At 66.4% G+C, this 17,983-nt stretch carries 15 protein-coding genes; 6 read left to right on the top strand and 9 right to left on the bottom strand.

The features are described from left to right. Window positions 1-41 precede the first annotated feature (41 nt). From ACZK1G_RS22335 to ACZK1G_RS22345, 3 genes are all read left to right on the top strand, one after another. A complete protein-coding gene (locus ACZK1G_RS22335; protein ID WP_197621986.1) occupies window positions 42-1,124 on the top strand; it encodes an aldo/keto reductase in 1,083 nt (360 codons plus the stop codon). A gap of 58 nt (window positions 1,125-1,182) precedes the next feature. Continuing rightward, window positions 1,183-1,602, top strand: coding sequence for a hypothetical protein (locus ACZK1G_RS22340; RefSeq protein ID WP_101766352.1), 420 nt, complete (start codon window positions 1,183-1,185; stop codon window positions 1,600-1,602). A gap of 166 nt (window positions 1,603-1,768) precedes the next feature. Next, window positions 1,769-3,196: an amino acid permease gene (locus ACZK1G_RS22345; RefSeq protein WP_049446828.1), complete on the top strand. Its 1,428-nt coding sequence runs from the start codon at window positions 1,769-1,771 to the stop codon at window positions 3,194-3,196. 93 nt (window positions 3,197-3,289) lie between these two features. Here the strand turns inward: ACZK1G_RS22345 and ACZK1G_RS22350 are convergent, their stop codons facing one another. Together ACZK1G_RS22350 and ACZK1G_RS22355 are read right to left on the bottom strand one after the other, a co-directional pair. Continuing rightward, entirely contained in the window at window positions 3,290-4,531 is a 1,242-nt protein-coding gene (locus tag ACZK1G_RS22350; RefSeq protein WP_049446826.1) for a dipeptidase, read from the bottom strand. Between the two features lie 177 nt (window positions 4,532-4,708). Further along, complete coding sequence (locus ACZK1G_RS22355) at window positions 4,709-5,878, bottom strand: class I SAM-dependent rRNA methyltransferase (protein ID WP_049436108.1); 1,170 nt, start codon at window positions 5,876-5,878, stop codon at window positions 4,709-4,711. A 348-nt stretch (window positions 5,879-6,226) separates the two neighbouring features. Between ACZK1G_RS22355 and ACZK1G_RS22360 the strand changes: the two genes are divergently transcribed. Together ACZK1G_RS22360 and ACZK1G_RS22365 are read left to right on the top strand one after the other, a co-directional pair. Continuing rightward, window positions 6,227-7,189: a TerC family protein gene (locus ACZK1G_RS22360; protein ID WP_010487446.1), complete on the top strand. Its 963-nt coding sequence runs from the start codon at window positions 6,227-6,229 to the stop codon at window positions 7,187-7,189. 107 nt (window positions 7,190-7,296) lie between these two features. After that, complete coding sequence (locus ACZK1G_RS22365) at window positions 7,297-8,067, top strand: rhomboid family intramembrane serine protease (RefSeq protein ID WP_101766353.1); 771 nt, start codon at window positions 7,297-7,299, stop codon at window positions 8,065-8,067. A 108-nt stretch (window positions 8,068-8,175) separates the two neighbouring features. Here the strand turns inward: ACZK1G_RS22365 and ACZK1G_RS22370 are convergent, their stop codons facing one another. Continuing rightward, window positions 8,176-9,291, bottom strand: a complete 1,116-nt coding sequence (locus tag ACZK1G_RS22370; RefSeq protein ID WP_101766354.1) for a glycerophosphodiester phosphodiesterase — start codon at window positions 9,289-9,291, stop codon at window positions 8,176-8,178. Between the two features lie 190 nt (window positions 9,292-9,481). Here ACZK1G_RS22370 and ACZK1G_RS22375 point away from each other — a divergent pair, with 190 nt between their 5' ends. Then, the gene (locus ACZK1G_RS22375) at window positions 9,482-10,576 is read left to right on the top strand and encodes a beta family protein (RefSeq protein ID WP_233490816.1); all 1,095 of its coding nucleotides are present in this window, start codon (window positions 9,482-9,484) and stop codon (window positions 10,574-10,576) included. Here the strand turns inward: ACZK1G_RS22375 and ACZK1G_RS22380 are convergent. The 6 genes from ACZK1G_RS22380 to rpmH all read right to left on the bottom strand — a co-directional run bounded on the left by ACZK1G_RS22380 (window position 10,524) and on the right by rpmH (window position 17,728). After that, entirely contained in the window at window positions 10,524-11,111 is a 588-nt protein-coding gene (locus ACZK1G_RS22380; RefSeq protein WP_101766356.1) for a sce7726 family protein, read from the bottom strand. The two genes, ACZK1G_RS22375 and ACZK1G_RS22380, sit on opposite strands and share 53 nt — an antisense overlap. A gap of 120 nt (window positions 11,112-11,231) precedes the next feature. After that, the gene (gene mnmE / locus ACZK1G_RS22385; protein WP_101766357.1) at window positions 11,232-12,581 is read right to left on the bottom strand and encodes a tRNA uridine-5-carboxymethylaminomethyl(34) synthesis GTPase MnmE; all 1,350 of its coding nucleotides are present in this window, start codon (window positions 12,579-12,581) and stop codon (window positions 11,232-11,234) included. 3 nt (window positions 12,582-12,584) lie between these two features. Continuing rightward, window positions 12,585-15,257, bottom strand: coding sequence for a polysaccharide deacetylase family protein (locus tag ACZK1G_RS22390; protein WP_049446820.1), 2,673 nt, complete (start codon window positions 15,255-15,257; stop codon window positions 12,585-12,587). Window positions 15,258-15,372: 115 nt separating this feature from the next. Next, window positions 15,373-17,088 carry a membrane protein insertase YidC gene (yidC, locus tag ACZK1G_RS22395; RefSeq protein WP_101766358.1) on the bottom strand — a complete coding sequence of 572 codons (1,716 nt, stop codon included), beginning with the start codon at window positions 17,086-17,088 and terminating at the stop codon, window positions 15,373-15,375. Continuing rightward, window positions 17,088-17,582 (bottom strand): ribonuclease P protein component, encoded by a 495-nt coding sequence (gene rnpA / locus ACZK1G_RS22400; protein ID WP_074725861.1) that lies wholly within the window; start codon window positions 17,580-17,582, stop codon window positions 17,088-17,090. Before rnpA ends, yidC begins: the two co-directional genes overlap by 1 nt. 5 nt (window positions 17,583-17,587) lie before the next feature. Beyond that, on the bottom strand, window positions 17,588-17,728 hold the full coding sequence (rpmH, locus tag ACZK1G_RS22405; protein WP_005411729.1) for a 50S ribosomal protein L34: 141 nt from the start codon (window positions 17,726-17,728) through the stop codon (window positions 17,588-17,590). Window positions 17,729-17,983 lie beyond the last annotated feature (255 nt).

Genomic DNA, 17,983 nt, shown 5'->3' on the forward strand with positions numbered 1-17,983 from the left:
GCAGATGCTGTGCCTCCCGGCGGGATGCCCGCCTTCCTGTGATGGAACCTGTCATGTCGCTGGACCACTACCGCCTGCTCGGCCGCTCCGGCCTGCGAATCAGCCCGATGGCGCTGGGCACGATGACCTTCGGCGCCGATTGGGGCTGGGGTGCGGACGAAGCCGAGGCCCGCCGCATCTTCGACAGCTACGTCGAACGCGGGGGCAACTTCATCGATACCGCGAACAACTACACCAATGGCAGTGCCGAGACCCTGCTCGGCCGGTTTGCCCGGGGCCAGCGCGACCGGCTGGTGATCGCCAGCAAATACACCCTCGCTACCGTGCCCGGTGACCCCAATAACGCCGGCAACCATCGCAAGAGCATGCTGCGCTCGGTGGAGGACAGCCTGCGCCGGCTGGGTACCGACTATCTGGATCTGCTGTACCTGCATGCCTGGGACGACACGACCGGCGTGGACGAGGTGATGCGGGGCTTCGACGACCTGGTCCGCAGCGGCAAGGTGCTCTACGCCGGCATCTCCGATACGCCGGCCTGGCAGATCGCGCGCATGCAGACCCTGGCCGATCTGCGTGGCTGGTCACCATTGGTAGCGCTGCAGATCGAGTACAGCCTGATCCAGCGCAGCGTCGAACACGAACTGCTGCCGATGGCCGAGGCCCTGGGTCTGGGCGTGGTGGCGTGGTCCCCCCTGGGCAGCGGCGTGCTGACCGGCAAGTACAGCGCGGCTGACCTGGCCAGCACCGAGTCGCTGCAGGCCACGCCGGGCGGATCGCGCCGCAGTGTGGCCCTGATCAATGGCGCGTTGACACCGCGTTCGCTGCAGATCGCCGGGGAAGTTGCAAAGATCGCGGCCGATCTCTCATGTTCGGCGGCCCAGGTCGCGCTGGCCTGGCTGCTGCAGCGACCTGGCGCAGGCGCGCTGCCGATCATCGGCGCCCGCACCCTGGCGCAGTTCGAGCACAACCTGGCCGCACTGGAGCTGGCGCTTCCCGCCGAGGCGCTGGCCCGCCTCGATGCGATCAGCATGGTGGCGCCGGCCTTCCCGCACGATTTCCTGCAGATGCCGTTGCCGCGCATGCTGATGAGCGGCGGTACACGCCTGCGGCCACGCGGAGGCTGAGGCCGTGGCAGGGAGGGCGGGCTATGCTGGCCCTCCCTTCTCGAATGGATGCGCGCGGATGGTCCGGTTGGCTCGCTGCACCCTGCCCTTGCTGCTGCTGGCCGGCACTGCGTCTGCCGGCACCGCGCAGGACCATCGTTGCCTGAGCGGCGGTCGCAACGACAGCATCCACCTGGAATGGCGCTGGCTGGAGGATGGCCAGGCCGACGTGCGTTACGCCGGGCACCACGAACGCCTGCTGCTGCGCCGGGTTTCGATGGAGACCACCGTGCTGGCCGAAGACCGCCCGTACCAGTTCGACAGCGTCTGGGAAGAGCGCATCAACGGGCGCCTCAACGGCCGCTACCTGCTGAGCACGCAGGGCGCGCTGGTGCTGGACCTGAGCTACGAGCGTACCCGCGACGGGCGTCGCACCACCTTCCACGATGACGTCGAGGCCTGGCAGGAAGACGGCTGCCACTGGCCCGGCACCCCCTGACCCGGGCGCGGTACCGCAGCCCGGCCGCCTTTTATGCCGATTCCGGCAGCCTGCTCGCGGTGCAGCGCGCGGCGTGTCGGGTATGACCCCCGTCAGTGGTAATGCTGCGCTGCGTTCGGTCACACTCGGGAACTTGTCGTTCTTAGTCACCCCTTCCGAGGCCTGCATGTCCCTGTTCCGGCGCAAGTCCCTAGATTCCGTCACCGTCCACGAAGCCGGCAGGCGCCTGATCCCGACGCTCAGCTGGCCGCACCTGATCGCGCTGGGCATCGGTGCCATCGTCGGCACCGGCATCTACACGCTGATCGGCGTCGGTGCCAACCTGGCCGGCCCGGCGGTGCTGATCTCCTTCGCCATCGCCGGTGCGGTCTGCGCCTGTGCGGCGCTGTCCTACGCCGAGCTGTCGACGATGATGCCGGCCGCCGGCAGTGCCTACACCTACAGCTACAGCGCGCTGGGCGAGGTGTTCGCCTGGGTGGTGGGCTGGAGCCTGATCCTGGAGTACTCACTGGTGGTGAGTACGGTGGCGGTGGGCTGGTCCGGCTACTTCGTCGGCTTCCTCGAATGGGTCCACACCCAGTTCGGCTGGAACGTGCACCTGCCAGCCTGGCTCGCAGCCGGCCCGCACGTGGAAGGCGGCATGATCAACCTGCCGGCGATCGTCATCACCTGGCTGGTGGCCGGCATGCTGATGGCCGGCACCAAGGAAAGCGCCACCCTCAATGCCATCCTGGTGGTGTTCAAGCTGATCGCGCTGGCCATCTTCGTGGCCGTGGCCCTGCCCGCCTTCGACAGCGCCAACCTGCAGCCGTTCATGCCCTATGGCTTTGCCAAGTCGATGGGCCCTGATGGCGTCGAACACGGCGTAATGGCGGCGGCAGCGATCATCTTCTTCGCCTTCTACGGCTTCGATGCGATCTCCACCGCCGCCGAAGAAACCAAGAACCCGGGCCGCGACCTGTCGATCGGCATCATCGGCTCGATGATCGGCTGCACCATCGTCTACGTGCTGGTCGCGCTCGCGGCCGTTGGTGCGATGAGCTATGCAGTGTTCGGCCACAGCGCCGAGCCGCTGGCGCTGATCATGCGCCAGCTGGGTCACCCGACCGCGGCAATGGTGATCGGCGTGATCGCGATCATCGCGCTGCCGACCGTGCTGCTGGCCTTCCTGTACGGCCAGAGCCGCATCTTCTTCGTGATGAGCCGCGATGGCCTGCTGCCGCGTGGCCTGTCCAAGGTCAACGCGCGTACCGGCACGCCGGTGGCGACCACGCTGTTCACTGCGGTCGTGGTGTCGGCGCTGGCCGGCGTGGCACGCCTGGACGAGATCGCGGCACTGGCCAACGCCGGTACCCTGGCCGCGTTCACTGCAGTGGGCGTCTGCCTGGTGGTGCTGCGCCTGCGCGAACCGAACCGCGAGCGCAGCTTCCGTACACCGGCTGCTTTCGTGGTTGGCCCGCTGGCCGCGCTGGGCTGCATCTACCTGTTCCTCAGCCTGCCGCACAGCACGCAGCTGTACTTCCTGCTGTGGAACGTGGTCGGCCTGGTGCTGTACTTCCTGTACAGCCGCCGCCACGCGCTGATCGCGAAATAACCGGTTCACCGGTAGTGCCGGCCGCTGGCCGGCAACTCGGATCCTGTTGATACGGGCAATGCCGGCCAGCGGCCGGCACTACCGCAGGGCGTTTCACCCGCCCTGTTTTGCCGCGTAATCCTGCGCCTGGCGCATCACCCGCAGCAGGTTGCCGCCCCAGATGCCGGCAATCTGCTTCTCGGTATAGCCCTTGCGCAGCAGCCAGGCGGTGATCTTCGGCAGCTGGCTGACATCGGGCAGGTCACTCAGGCCGCCGCCACCATCCCAGTCCAGGCCGATCCCCACGTGCTCGGGGCCGACCACCTTGAGGATGTGCTCGAAGTGGGCGAAGAAGTCGTCCAGGCTGGCATGCCGCACCGGGTGCTCATGGTCCAGTGCCTGTTCGGCTTTCAACAGGGCCACGCCCTGCTCGATGCCCATCCCTTCCCAGCCGCCCAACTGCTTGCTCAGCGCTTCTTCGGCCTGCTTGCGCTCGGGCGTCTTCGCGGTGTCGATCAGGTAGCCGCCATACGCGTTCACCTGGATCACGCCACCGGCCTTGGCCAGCTTGCGCAGGCGCGCGTCATCCAGATTGCGCGGGTGGTCATACACGGCCTTGGCCGAGCTGTGCGACAGCACGAACGGCACCGGCATCATCGCCAGCAGGTCGTCGAACACCGCGTCCGAGGCATGCGACTGGTCGATCACGATGCCCAGCTTCACCGCTTGCCGCACCAGGTCCTTGCCCGCCGGGCTCAGGCCCTTCCACTCCGCGCCCTTGGGGTCGGTGGCCGAATCGGCGAACTCGTTGTTGGCGAAGTGCACGGTGCTGAGCAGGCGCAGGCCGGCGCGGTGGTAGAACGAAAGCAGGCTCGGGTCTTCCACCAGCGGGCTGGCGTTTTCCATGCTGATGTAGACCACGCGCTTGCCGGCGGCCTTGATCCGCGCCGCGTCATCGGCGGTCAGCGCCAGCGCGAAGCGCTCGGGATTGGCCGCCAGCATCTCGCGGATTTCCATCAGCCGCTGCAGGCCATGGTCACGCTCGGCCAGATGGGCGGCAGCGGTACGGTCGCCCTGATCGGTGTAGATCGCCCAGAAGCCACCGTCCAGCGCGCCTTCGACCATGCGCGGGTAGTCGACCTGCGAAAGCGCGTTGCGGTCGTGGCGCTGCTCGATGTCGAAGCCGCTGCGACCAAAGTTAGCCGGCGTATCCAGATGGCTGTCGAGGGTGACCAGGCGCTGTTGCAGCGCCTTGGCACGGGCCAGCTCCTGCGCGCTGAACTCAACGGCGTGGACGGACAGCGGCGCGCACAGCGCCAGGGCAAGCACAACGGACAGGTGGCGCAACGAAGGCATGGGCTCTCACCGCGAATGGGAAGAGCCCGACCATAGCGCTGCGGCCAGCGCTTTTGTAGAGCCGAGCCGCGCCCCTCATCAATGGGGCGCCACTTTCACGAACGCATCGCAATGCGCGGAAAGCTGACCGCCGGGCAGTGGACATGATTCATGCCCGGCGAACGCAGAAGCCGACCGTCAGTCGACCACGCGGCAGAACACGGCCTTCAGGTAACGCGATTCCTGCACGTGGGCCATGAACGGATGGTCCGGGCCGGCGCCGGCTACCTTCAGGATCTGGATCGTGCGGCCGGAGAAGTACGCCGCACGACGCAGCATGTCGAGGAACTGGTCCTCGGCCACCAGGCCGGTGCAGGAGAACGTGGCGAACAGGCCGCCCGGCTTCACCACGCCCAGCGCCAGCTTGTTCATGTCCAGGTACTTCTTCAGCGCAGTGATCACCTGGTCGCGGTCACGGGTCATCTTCGCCGGGTCCAGGATCACCACGTCGTACTGCTCGCCACGATTGGCCGCATCGCGCAGCCACGGGAAGATATCGGACTGGACGAACTTCGGGCGCACGTTGTTCAGGCGCGAATTGCCCTTGGCGATCTGGATGACGTCTTCATCGATGTCGATGCCGACCACGTCCGAGGCGCCGCGCGCCGCCGCATACACCGCAAAACCGCCGGTGTTGCAGCACAGATCCAGCACGCTCTTGCCTTCGACCTGCTGGCTCAGCCATTCGCGGTTCTCGCGCTGGTCGGCGAAGAAGCCGGTCTTGTGCGCACCGGCCGGGTCGGCGCGGAACTTGATGCCGTACTCGGTGATCACCGACGCTTCGGTGGTGGTGTTGCCGTGGAAATCGAAGCTTTCCTGCTTCTGCACGTGCTCGTCGGCGAAACTGTGGAAGCGGCAGCCCGGGAACTGCTCGCGCAGGGCGTCGTAGATCCACTCACGGTGGCGGAACATGCCGGCGGCGAAGAACTCGACCACCACCAGGTCGCCGTAGCGGTCGACCACCAGGCCGGACAGGCCATCGCCTTCGCTGTGCACCACGCGCCAGGCGTCGGACACCGCATCGAGCTTGAGCACCTCACGGCGCAGCGACACCGCCTGGGCGATCTTGCGCGAGAACCAGCCGGCATCCACCGGCACGTTCTGGTCGGTCTCGAGGATGCGCACGGCAATGCGCGAATGCCCGTTGTAGAACCCGCGGCCAATGAACTCGCCATCAATGCCGACCACGTCGACGATGGAACCGGGCTTGGGCCGGACGGTCGGCTTCTCGACCAGTTTCTGGAAGATCCACGGGTGGCTGGAGCGCCACGCGTTCTTGAGGCGGACAATCGGAAGGGGGGTATTCATCCACCTATTGTAAACCGGGCGCCGGGGTCAGATCCCCGCAGGGGCTCTGGCCCCGGCCGGCATGCCAACCAAGGTTGGCGTCCACCAGAGCGGGGACCCCGGTCACCCGGTATTTGACGGCAGCCCGGCCAAGCCGCAGAATCGGCGCCAGAAGGGGAGTAGCTCCCAGACGTTGTCGCCGTCATTTCGAGCCCGCAGGCTCCGGTGCAACGGCAGTTCCAGCCGACTGGAACTGCGAGCGAGACCTTCGCCGTACTGGCGAAGCTCTGTCCCTGGATCCCCTCCCGATCCTCCGTTGCAGATCCTCGCCGTCCGGCCTGGCATTCATCTTTCCAACGGACATTCCCAATGCAGACGATCGGTAACGTGTGGTTGTGGGGCGGCTTCGCAGCGGTGGTGGTCATCGCCCTGCTGGTCGACCTCGTGTTGATGCGCCATGGTGGACCGCACAAGGTCACCTTCAAGGAGGCCCTGTGGTGGTCCATCGGCTGGGTCGCGCTGGCCCTGCTGTTCAATGCGGGCCTCTGGTACTACCTGAATGAGACCGCCGGCCAGGTCGTGGCCAACAAGGTCGGCCTCGAGTTCCTGACCGGCTACCTGGTCGAGAAGGCGCTGGCGGTCGACAACATCTTTGTCTTCCTGATGATCATGAGCTACTTCGCGGTGCCGGAGGAGCAACGCCAGAAGGTGCTGATCATCGGCATCCTGGGCGCGATCGTGCTGCGTACGATCATGATCTTCGCCGGAAGCGTGCTGATCAGCCAGTTCCATTGGCTGCTCTACGTGTTCGGTGCCTTCCTGCTGTTCACCGGCTGGAAGATGTGGTTCGCCGCCGGCCAGGAGCCGGACCTGGAGACCAACCCGGCCCTGCGCTGGATGCGCAAGCACCTGCGCCTGCTGCCGGACTACGCCGGCAACGCACTGAGCGTGAAACGCGATGGCGTGCGCTGGTTCACCCCGCTGTTCGCGGTGCTGATCCTGATCGCGGTCACCGACGTGATCTTTGCCGTGGACAGCATCCCGGCGATCTTCGCGATCACCACCGACCCGTTCATCGTGCTCACCTCCAACGTGTTCGCGGTGCTGGGCCTGCGTGCGATGTTCTTCCTGCTGGCCGGCATGGCCGACCGCTTCCACCTGCTGCCGTACGGCCTGGCGCTGGTACTGGGCTTCATCGGCATCAAGATGATGATCATCGACCTGTTCAAGATCCCGACCCCGGTCTCGCTGGGCGTGGTCGCCGTGATCATCGCCGCCACCGTGGTGCTGAGCCTGAAGTACCCGCCGAAGGAAGGCGAAGGCCAGGCCTGAACCTGACCGGCTGAACGGCGCGGCCGGTGGGATTGTCCCGCCGGCCGCCCCCCACTCTCCCGCCGCGGTGGCCTTGGTTTCGCGCCAGCCACCGCCATTGCTGAGGTATGGACAACAACGCGCCCCTGCCCGCCGGCGACGTGCCGGCCCTCCGCAATGACCGCTCGCGCATCCTGCGGGCGTTCAATGTCAGCCTGGCCGCCGTGCTGGTGCTGGTGGCCGTGTTCGCCCTGCAGGGCACGTTCGACTGGCGACCGTGGGCGGTCGCACCGCTGGAAGCCAAGGGCCTGCTCGGCCTGATCGGCGGCCCGATGCTGCATGCCTCGGTCGAGCATATCGCCGCCAACAGCATCGCCATCCTGATCCTTGGCACCCTCGCCGGCAGCGTGTATCCGAAAGCCACCGTGCGCGCCCTGCCCCTGCTGTGGCTGGGTTCGGGCCTCGGTGCGTGGATGCTGGGCAATCCGGGCAGCGTGCATCTGGGCGCCAGTGGCGTGACCCATGGCCTGATGTTCCTGCTGGCCAGCCTGGGCCTGCTGCGCCGCGACCGTGCGGCGATCGCCACCGGCCTGATCGGCATGCTGTTCTACGGCGGCATGCTGATGACCATCCTGCCGCACGCCGACGGCGTGTCCTGGCAGTCGCACATGGGCGGGGCCTTCGCCGGCATCATCGCCGCGCTGCTGTTCCGCAACGCCGATCCGCTGCCGCCGCGCCAGCGCTACAGCTGGGAAGACGAAGAAGACGAGGCCGAGCCGCTGGCCGATGACGAGCTGGAGCCGCCGTCACCGCAGCGCGTGCCGGTGCTGTGGCAGCCGCGCGAGGGCCAGGACTACGTGGTGATCCCGTTCCGCCGCCCGGACGAGCCGCGCGGCTGAGCGATGGTAGTGCCGGCCGCTGGCCGGCAACCTCATGAACCGGTAGTGGCCGACCTTGGTCGGCACTCCTGCCGTGTGCCAACCAAGGTTGGCATCTACCAGAGTCCGTCAGTTCGCCGCATTCGCCGCCGTGCCCATCCCGTCCACCGCCTGCCGGCCGAGCGCAGGATCATCGGTGAAGAAGGCATCGATGCCGGTCGCAAGGTAGGCGCGCATCTCGGCGATCGAGCCTTCCGCGTTGCGCGCAGTGTCGGCACCCTTGCGCAGGTTGCTGGGCTGGAAGTGGTTCTCCGGGCGGAAGGTGTACGGAATCACCATCAGTCCGGCCGCGTGTGCATCACGTACCAGCGATGTCGGCGTGCCCAGCGCGCCCTTGGCATCCAGCGGAATGATCGAGCGCAGCTCGGGGCCGATGCCATCGGCGTAGCCGGCGATGTCCTTCAGGCCGGCCGGGGTCATCATCTGTGCGTAGGTCAGAGTGCCGCCGGCCTTGGCGATGTCGGCCGGCTGGGTATCGCCCTTCCACAGCAGCTGCAGCAGGCGGATGTTGCTGCCCCGGCCGATCTTGCCGTGCAGGTAGCGCAGGTTGGCGGTCTCGAACGACTGGATGGTGACCGGACCGACGTTCGTATACGCGTTGCCACGCAGCGCGGCCAGCAGCTTGTCCTCCATCGGCAGGCCGATGGACTGGAAGTAGGTCGGGTGCTTGATCTCCGGCACCAGGCCGATGCCGCGGTTGGCGCGCCCGGCCTGCTGCACCAGGAAGGCCAGGATCTCGTCCAGGCTGGCGATGCGGAACTGGCCGTCGTAGGCGGTGCTGCGCAGTTCCGGCAGGCGCTCACGTGCGTACAGGGTCTTCAGCTCGGCCAGGGTGAAGTCTTCGGTGAACCAGCCGTCGACCTTCTGCCCGTCGATCACCTTGCTGGTGCGGCGGCTGGCGAACTCCGGATGCGAGGCGACGTCGGTGGTGCCACCGATCTCGTTCTCGTGGCGGGCCACCATCACCCCGTCCTTGGTCATGACCAGGTCCGGTTCGATGTAGTCGGCGCCATCGGCGATGGCCTGCGCATACGAGGCCAGGGTGTGCTCGGGCAGCAGTGCGCTTGCCCCGCGATGGCCGTAGACCGACACCTTGGGTGCGGCCGGGGTGGAGGATTCAGCACTCATGGCCACCGATGGTGCCACGGCCAGCGACAACAGCAACGCACAACCCCACGACTTCACTGCGACTTCCCCAAGCGGTATGTGATGGGCGTCAGTATGAGGCGGCAATGTGACAGGTGGGGGACCTGGGGTCGGATCCCCGCAGGGGCTCCGACCCCGGCGCCGTCATTCTTCAACTATTCCGATTGATGCGCGAAGTGGTGCGCAACTAGCCTCGGGTGACCAACAGTGACGTTGTCGGAGGCAGATCATGGAAAAGCCGATGTACATGCCGATCCTGAAATGGCGACAGGGCGAGTATCTTGCAGTGGGCCGTGCCAGCGAAGGCGTCAAGGACTGGATCCATCCCCTGTTCGAGATTCCCATCGAGCAGTGGGACTTCGAGAACGAAGCGCCTGCGAAGTCACTCGACGAGCATCTGAAGAACGTCGGCAATCGCCTGGCCAAGAACTGGAAAGCACGGCGCTGCCTGTTCGACTCGCCCTATCTTGCCGGCGACGACACCATGGCGGACGGGCAGCACCATCTTGAGCGGGTCTTCGACCTCACGCGTACAGCCGGTTGCCAGGCTGTTCCCGTAACCGGCATTGACCGGCATGCCGACTACCAGCAGGCAGTGGCCCGCATTATTGCCCGCGATGATCGCGGCTGCGGATTGCGGCTGGTACCGGATGATCTTGAAGGCAGGGGTCTGACCCGAATCCCGGCATTGTTGAAACTGCTGGGCCTTGCGCCAGGCCAGGTGGACCTGATCCTGGACAGCTCGGCCGATGTCGCCGACTCGCCCACGCTACAGTCAACCACGTGGCAGGCCTGGATCGCAGCCGTTCCGGATCTGGTCGACTGGCGATCAATCACCATCGCGGGCGGCAGTTTCCCTGCCAGCCTGAGCCCCTCGTCAAACTATCGCCCGCATGGCGATGTGAACCGCCGGGAATGGCGCGCGTACACCCGACTTGCCGGTAGTCGTCCAGATCGGATGCCGTGGTTTGGCGACTACGGCTGCGCTTCCCCACAGACCGAGCTGATGGATCCACGCCTGTTCGACCCCAATGCCAAGATCAAGTACACGACCGATGACCAATGGCGGATCGTGGTCGGCACCCAGATCAAGCGCAATGGTCGCGACCAGTACCGCGATCTGTGCAACCACCTGGTCTCTGAACCACCGGTGGTGTTCATGGGACGCGGCTACAGCTGGGGGGATGAGTACATCGAGGACTGTGCCAACAATGTCAGCAGTACCGGCGGAAGTTCCACCTGGCCGACCGTGGCCACCAACCATCACCTGACTAAGGTTGTTCGCGACCTCGCCAATCTGGCCGGCGCTTCATCTGTTCCCTGACCAGCGCACGGATTTCCGCAAGACTGTAAAGCTCACCCAGGCGCTCGCACAGCGCTGCACGGTTTCCGCGCAGCGCTGATTTTTCAGCGGTCCTACTGCTGATCAAGGCTTTCAGCTCATCGCGCCACAGCAGTGCCGCCACGGCGGTGGCGCTTACCGAGGGGTTGAGCCTGGCAGGCCGCAGCAGTTCCATCCTGACGGCATTGCGCGCACCACGTGAGGCCAGCCTGACCCCCCACCATGCAGGCAGTGTCTCCAGCGCATGATCCAGATGGCGCTGGCCCACCACGATCGTCGCCTTGTCGAGCACGTCGGAATAGAACTGCTGCTGCAATGGCAGTCTGCGCAACGTGTCGACATCACTCTTGATCTCGTAGCCGTGCAGGTGGCCATTGATGACACAGACATCGACCCGGCAGGCGCCGCGAGCAAGCCCCATTTCCTCCACGACAAGCGTGTTCGGATTGGCGACATGCTCTGCGATGACCTTGCTCAGCAGCGCTGATCGCACGTCACTGTCGGTGATCGGGTTCATGGCGGGATGATATCAAGGAGGCGTCGCGGCCCGGGTTGAAACAGGGGTCAGAGCCCCTTCGGGGATCTGACCCCGGCGCCTCTCAGCCGAGCGCGGGCTCGGCGCTACAGGAACGCGGCCTTACTTCCCGATGCAGAAGCTGGAAAAGATCCGTCCCAGCAGGTCATCGGCACTCATCTGCCCGGTGATCTCACCCAGCGCGTCATGCGCCAGCCGCAGTTCCTCCGCGGCCAGCTCCAGGTGTTCGTGGGCCAGTTCGGCATCGGCGCGTTGCGCGTGTTCCTGCGCGCGTTCGATCGCATCCACATGGCGCGTGCGCGCAGAGAACTCACCATCCACCTGCTCCCCCGCCCCGGCCGAAGCGATGCTGCGCAGGCGCGCATGCAGATCATCGAGCCCGGCGCCGGTGGCGGCCGAGACGAACACGCGGTCCGGATCGTCCAGCGCCGGCAGCACATCCAGCAGGTCCGACTTGTTGTGGATGTAGACCTTGTGCGGCACCGCCGCCACGGCTTCGCCCAGCGCCACTTCACCGGCCGCCGGATCGCGCGCATCCAGCACGATCAGCGCCAGGTCGGTGCGCTCGATTTCCACGTGCGCGCGGCGCATGCCTTCGCGTTCGATGGCGTCTCCGCCATCGCGCAGGCCAGCGGTGTCGACCAGGGTCAGCTCCAGGCCATCCAGACGGATGGTCTCGCGCAGCGTGTCGCGGGTGGTGCCGGCGATGTCGGTGACGATGGCGCGCTCGCTGCCGGCCAGCGCATTGAGCAATGAACTCTTGCCGGCATTCGGCGGGCCGATCAGCACCGCATGCAGGCCATCGCGCAGGCGGCGGCCGCGCTCGGCGTCCCGCCGCAGCAGGACAAGATCGCCGCGTGCCTGCTCCAGCCCACGCCGCACCTGTGCCCCCCCGAGCGTATCCAGTGGTTCGTCGGCAAAGTCGATGGCCGCTTCCACATGGATGCGCAGCAGCACCAGCTGCTCGACCACGGCGTCGATGCGGCGCGAGAACACACCATCCAGCGAACGGCGTGCAGCGCGCGCGGCACGGTTGTCGCCCGCGGCGATCAGGTCGGCGATGGCCTCGGCCTGGGCCAGGTCCAGCTTGCCGTTGAGGAACGCCCGTTCGCTGAACTCACCAGGCCGCGCCTGGCGCGCACCGAGCGCGATGCAGCGCGCGACCAGCTGCTGCAGCAGCACCGGGCTGCCGTGACCCTGCAGTTCCACCACCTCTTCGCCGGTGAAGCTGTTCGGCGCCGGGAACCACAGCACGATGCCATCGTCGATCACCTCATCGTCGGCATCGCGCAGGCGTGCGTAGTGCGCATGACGCGGGCGCAGCGCGGGCGCACCCAGCGCGTTGGCGATGGCCGCAGCGCGCGGGCCGGACAGGCGCAGCAGGCCGACGCCGCCGGCACCGGGTGCGCTGGCGATGGCTACGATGGTGTCAGTGCGAAAGGTATCGTCCATCTCTCAAAGCTTCTCCAGCTGCGCGCGCGCCTGTGCGGCACCGCTGCCCTGCGGCTGCAGCGCCAGGTAGGTGGTATAGGCCTGCTTGGCCTTGGCCTTGTCGCCTGCGTTGAAGTAGGCATCGCCCAGGTTCAGATGGGCGACCGCGCGCGACGGATCGATCTTCAGCGTGTTCTCCAGCCAGCGCGCCGCTTCGGCGTAGCGCTGCTGACGGTAGTAGACGAAGCCGAGGTTGTTCGCCGCCTGGGCGAAATCGGGGCGCAGCTTCAGCGCTTCGGTGAACTGCGCGGCCGCTTCGTCGTACTGCTTCTCGCGGTACAGCTGCAGGCCGCGGTCGTTGGCCTGCTGCGCGCGCTGGCGGTCGGACGCCGGGCCGGCGGTGGGCACCACCAGCTTGGCCTTGCCACCCTGCAGGTCGGCCACGGTCACCGGCGCCTGGCTGCCCTTGGCCTCGCTGGCCGCATCCACCTTGTTGTTCAGCGCGATCGCATCGGCGGTCAGCTGGCGCGTATCGGCGTTGAGGAATTCCTGGCTGTCCGGCACCTGGAACACGAACTCACCGCCCTGCGAGCCGGGCAGGCTGCCGAAGGCCGGGGTCTGGTGCGAGACCGCCGAAACTGCCGGTGCCACGTAGGCGGCCAGCTCGGTACCGGTGATCAGGCCGTCGCCGTTGAGGTCGCCCTTGCCGGCCAGCGCCTGCAGCAGCACCCAGGTGAATACCGAGTGGCCGTTGGGGCCGGCATCGGCCACCTGCTGGTCGGCACCACCGGCGGTCAGCATCTGCCGCGCGCTGCGACGCGCGTTCTCGCGCAGGAACGACGACGACGAGGGGCCACCACGGGTCAGGCCCAGGCCGCTGTAGCAGGCATCCATCACGAACATCACATGCTTGGCCTGCATGCTCTCGGCGATGTTCTGGATGTCGGTCATCGCGATGGCGTCGGTAGCGAATTCCTTCGGGTCCGAATCGACCGGAATGATGTAGCCGAGGTCGCGCCCGGAGGCGAGCTGGCGGGTCGCGCCATGGCCGGCGAAGAACACGAACACGCGGTCGTTCTTGCCGGTGCGGTCGTCGGCCAGGCGGTCGTGGAAGGCGGCCAGGATGTTGTTGCGGGTCGCCTGCTCGTTCTTCAGCACGATCACCTGCGAGGACGGGAAGCCGAACTGCCCGGTCAGGGTATCGGCCACCGCCTGTGCGTCATGGCTGGCGTATTCCAGCTTCGGCCACTTGGCATAGTTGTCGATGCCGACCACGATCGCCCAGGACTTCTCGTAGCCGGTGGTGACCGTGGCGGCACCGGCATCACCCTTGCGCGCACGGGCAACGGTGAAGTCGCGGCCGTTCCAGCCGGCGAACTGGTAACCATCGGCGATCAGCCGGTCGAGGATCTGCGGCAGCGCCTTCACCGCACGATCGTGGATGTCGTGGAACAGGATGATGCCGCGCTGTTCCTTGTTCACCTGGTCGAGTACGCGTTGCACGATCGACTCCGGCACCGGGTCGGCCCAGTCCATCGAGTCGATGTTCCACATGATCGACTTCAGCCCGGCCTCGTTGAGCAGTTGCAGGCCCTCGGCATTGCGCGCGCCGTACGGGAAGCGGAACAGGGGCGCGCGCTTGCTGTCGACATCCTTCAGCAGCGTGTCGGTGTCGAGCACCTGCTGGCGCAGCGCGTCACCGGTGGTGCGCGACAGCTGGGCGTGGGTCAGGCTGTGGTTGCCGACCGCATAGCCCTCTTCCATCAGGTTGCGGCTGATCTTCGCCATCGGGCCGAGGCTGACCTTTCCGTCGGCCTCGACCTTGCCCAGGTTGCGGCCCACCTCGAAGAACACGCCCGGCACGTCGTAGCGCTTGAGGATGGCCACCACTTCATCGGTATAGGCCTTGTGCGGGCCATCGTCGAAGGTCAGCACCACGGTCTTGGCCGGCAGGTCGCGGCCGAAGATCTCGCGGTCGCTGTCCTTCATCGACATCGGGTACGGCTCGATCACGCCATAGTCGCGCAGGATCGCTTCGCGGCTGTAGTCCTTGTGCAGGTGGGCGATGTAGTCGTCCCACTTCTCGCGCTTCAGTTCGATGGCGCGGGTGCGCTCGAAGCGGCTGAAGATGCGGGTCAGTTCCTGGTTGTAGTTGCGCTCGATCTCATCGAGCGCCTCCAGGTCCTCACCGATGCGCTGGTGCAGTTTCACCGCCGGCAGCGACGAATCAGTGCCGACCCGCTCATGCAGATCACGCAGCACTTCGCGGAAGGCCAGGCGATCGGCATCGAACAGTTCCGGCGCAGATTCGATGTAGTCCAGCACGGTGCCGAGGGTGGCGAAGCGCTGCGGACTGGAACCGCGCAGCAGGGTGTCGAACTGCGCGGCGATCGCCGTGCGCTGTTCCAGGCCATCGTGGAACAGCTGCTGGCCGACGCGCGTGGAGGTGCCGCGGTCGGCGGCCGACTGCTGTTCCTCGTCGGCCAGCAGCACGATGATCCGGCGGTAGCCGTCGAGCTGCTTCTGCAGCGCCGCCAGCAGCGGTGCAGCGGCCGGATCGGCGGCCGCCGCGGCCTGCGCGCTCGGCTGGGTGACGGTGGTCGTCGGTGCCTTCGCGTCCTTGTCGCCACAGCCGGCAACGACCAGGGTCAACAACAACGAGGGCAGGAACAGGCGGAACGACGACGCACGCGGCATGGCGGACTCGATGGATGCAGGAACAGTGTGCCGGCGATTCTAACGCCGCATGCGAAAAGCCCGCCTTGCGGCGGGCTTCTGCGGGGGCCAGCCGGCCAGCGGCCGGCTCTACCGATTACTTCTTCTTGACCGGGGCCGGCGCGGTGGTGGCCGGGACCGGCTCGCCGCCATGGCGCTTGGTCATCCACCACTGCTGCAGCAGGCCCAGGCCGCCGTTGACCACCCAGTACAGCACCAGGCCGGACGGCATGAAGGCCATCATGACGCCGAACACCAGCGGCATGAACTGCATCATCTTCTGCTGCATCGGGTCCATGCCCGGTGCCGGGGTCAGCTTCTGGGTGAACCACATCACCGCCACGTTGATCACCGGCAGGATGAAGTACGGGTCGCGTGCGGTCAGGTCCTGGATCCAGCCGAACCAGGGCGCCTGGCGCAGTTCGACCGATTCCACCAGCACCCAGTACAGAGCGAAGAAGATCGGCATCTGGATGAGGATCGGCAGGCAGCCGCCCATCGGATTGATCTTTTCCTTCTTGTACAGCTCCATCATCGCGGTCTGGAACTTCTGGCGGTCGTCGCCATAGCGTTCCTTCAGCTGCGCGATGCGCGGCTGGAAGCGGCGCATCTTGGCACCGCTCTTGTACTGGGTCGCCGACAGCGGGTACAGCACCAGCTTCAGCAGCACCACCAGGCCGACGATCGCCCAGCCCCAGTTGCCCACCAGCTTGTGCACCTGGTTCAGCACCCAGAACAGGCCCTGGCCAATCACCGCCATCATCGAGAAGCGGCTGTAGTCGACCACGCGGTCCAGGCCCGGCACGTCTTCCTTGGCAATCAGGTTCACCAGCTTCGGGCCGACCCACAGGCGGGCCTCGGTGCTGGTGGACTGGCCCGGGGCCACGGTGAAGGCCGGGCCACGCGCTTCGATCAGGTCACGACCGGCTACCTGCGACAGCACGTAGTGCGCGGTCTGGTCCTTCTGCGGGATCCAGGCGGTGAAGAAGTGGTGCTGCAGCATCGCCAGCCAGCCGCCGGTGATGTTCTGGTTCAGCGTGCCGTCGTCCAGGTAGTCCTTGAACGCACGACGCTGGTACTTCTTGTCGTTGTCGTACCAGGTGGCGCCGTTGAAGCTGAACGAATCCGGGTTGGTCATGCTCCGCGACAGGATGGTCGGGGTGCGGTCCAGGGTGCGGTAGACGTAGCCGTTCCACGGTGCGGCACCGGCATTGCTGACTTCGTCCTTGAAGCGCACGGCGTACTCGTTGCGCGAGACGGTCAGGGTGCGCTTGATGGTCACGCCGTTGTCGGCGGTCCACACGAACGGGATCTGCAGTTCGTTCTGGCCCTTGGCCAGCACGAAGTCGCGGGTGTCACCGACCAGCTTGAAGCCGTCAGCGCCGGGAACCGGGGTGTTCTTGTCTTCGCTGGCCCAGCCACTGATCGCGCTGTACGGATGCGCGGGGTCTTCGGTCAGCAGGCGTACCGGCGGGCTGCCTTCGTCCTTGGTCTGCGGGAACTGCAGCAGCTCGGCATCGAGCACGCGGCCGCCGTCCAGTACCAGGCGCAGCACGTCGGTGGTGACGGTCACGCGCTGGCTGGCCGGGGTGGCACTGGCCTGGGCCTGCACAGCGGCCTGGCCCGGGGCACCCGGGACCTGCGCGCTGGGGATGCTGCCCGGGGTCGCGCCCGGAACACTCTGTGCAGCAGCCGGGGCCGACGTGGTCGTCGGTGCCGGGGGCGGAGCAGCCTTTTCACGGCTCCACTCCATCCACAGCAGCACGGCCACCATCAGCCAGGCAAAAATGAGGAATACGCGGGTCTGGTTCATCAGCGGACAGGCTCGGCGGGGCCGGGACGCGATGCCGGCTCGGTCAAAGAAGGAGTTGCGATGCCATCAGGCGGCGGCATTGTGCCGTCCACGCCCGGCGCGGGCAATGCACGCAGGCGACGCAGCAGGCGCAGGAAGGCCTGGCGGATCTCGTCGTTGCTGGCGGAACGCGCAGCACTACGAGCCACGACGACGAAGTCGCCTGGCTGGATTTCGGTACGTGTCTGACGCAGGATGTCGCGCAGGACACGCTTGATCCGGTTACGCCCAACGGCGTTCGGATCAACCTTGCGGGAAACCGCCAGACCCAGCCTGGCCGGCCGGTCAGCCGGCAGCCAGTGCAGGGTCATCAGCGGATCGGACACACGGCGGGCGCCGTTGAAGACCGTTGAATATTCGGCACGCGTGCGAACCCGCGCAGAGCGAGGGAATCGCTTGCGCGGGTCTGCAGTATTCACTGTCGAAGGGATTGCGTCTGCCGCGAGGTGCGGCATGGCAATCAGGCGCTCAGGACTTTGCGGCCCTTGGCGCGGCGACGCGACAGGATCTTGCGGCCGTCAGCGGTCTTCATACGGGCACGGAAGCCGTGGTCGCGCTTACGCTTGAGGTTGCTGGGCTGGTAGGTGCGCTTCGTGGCCATTGGGGGCCTCTCGTATGAATGGGACGGAAAGAACCGGAAATTCTAGAGAGGTACCCTACCCCGCGTCAACCCCTGGCAGCTACGCGAATTCACTGGGCTGTGCAATAGCTGTGGATGTTTTTGTGAATAAGTAGGGGACAAGCATTCCGAAGGCGGGCGCTCGGTGGTAGTCTGAGCCATCCATTTCCCCCCTTTCCGGCCTGTGTTTGGGCGCCTTGTCGCGTCCATGCCCCGGCCACCGGACGATTATTGCTG

This window comes from Stenotrophomonas sp. 109824_Sma (assembly GCF_056480025.1).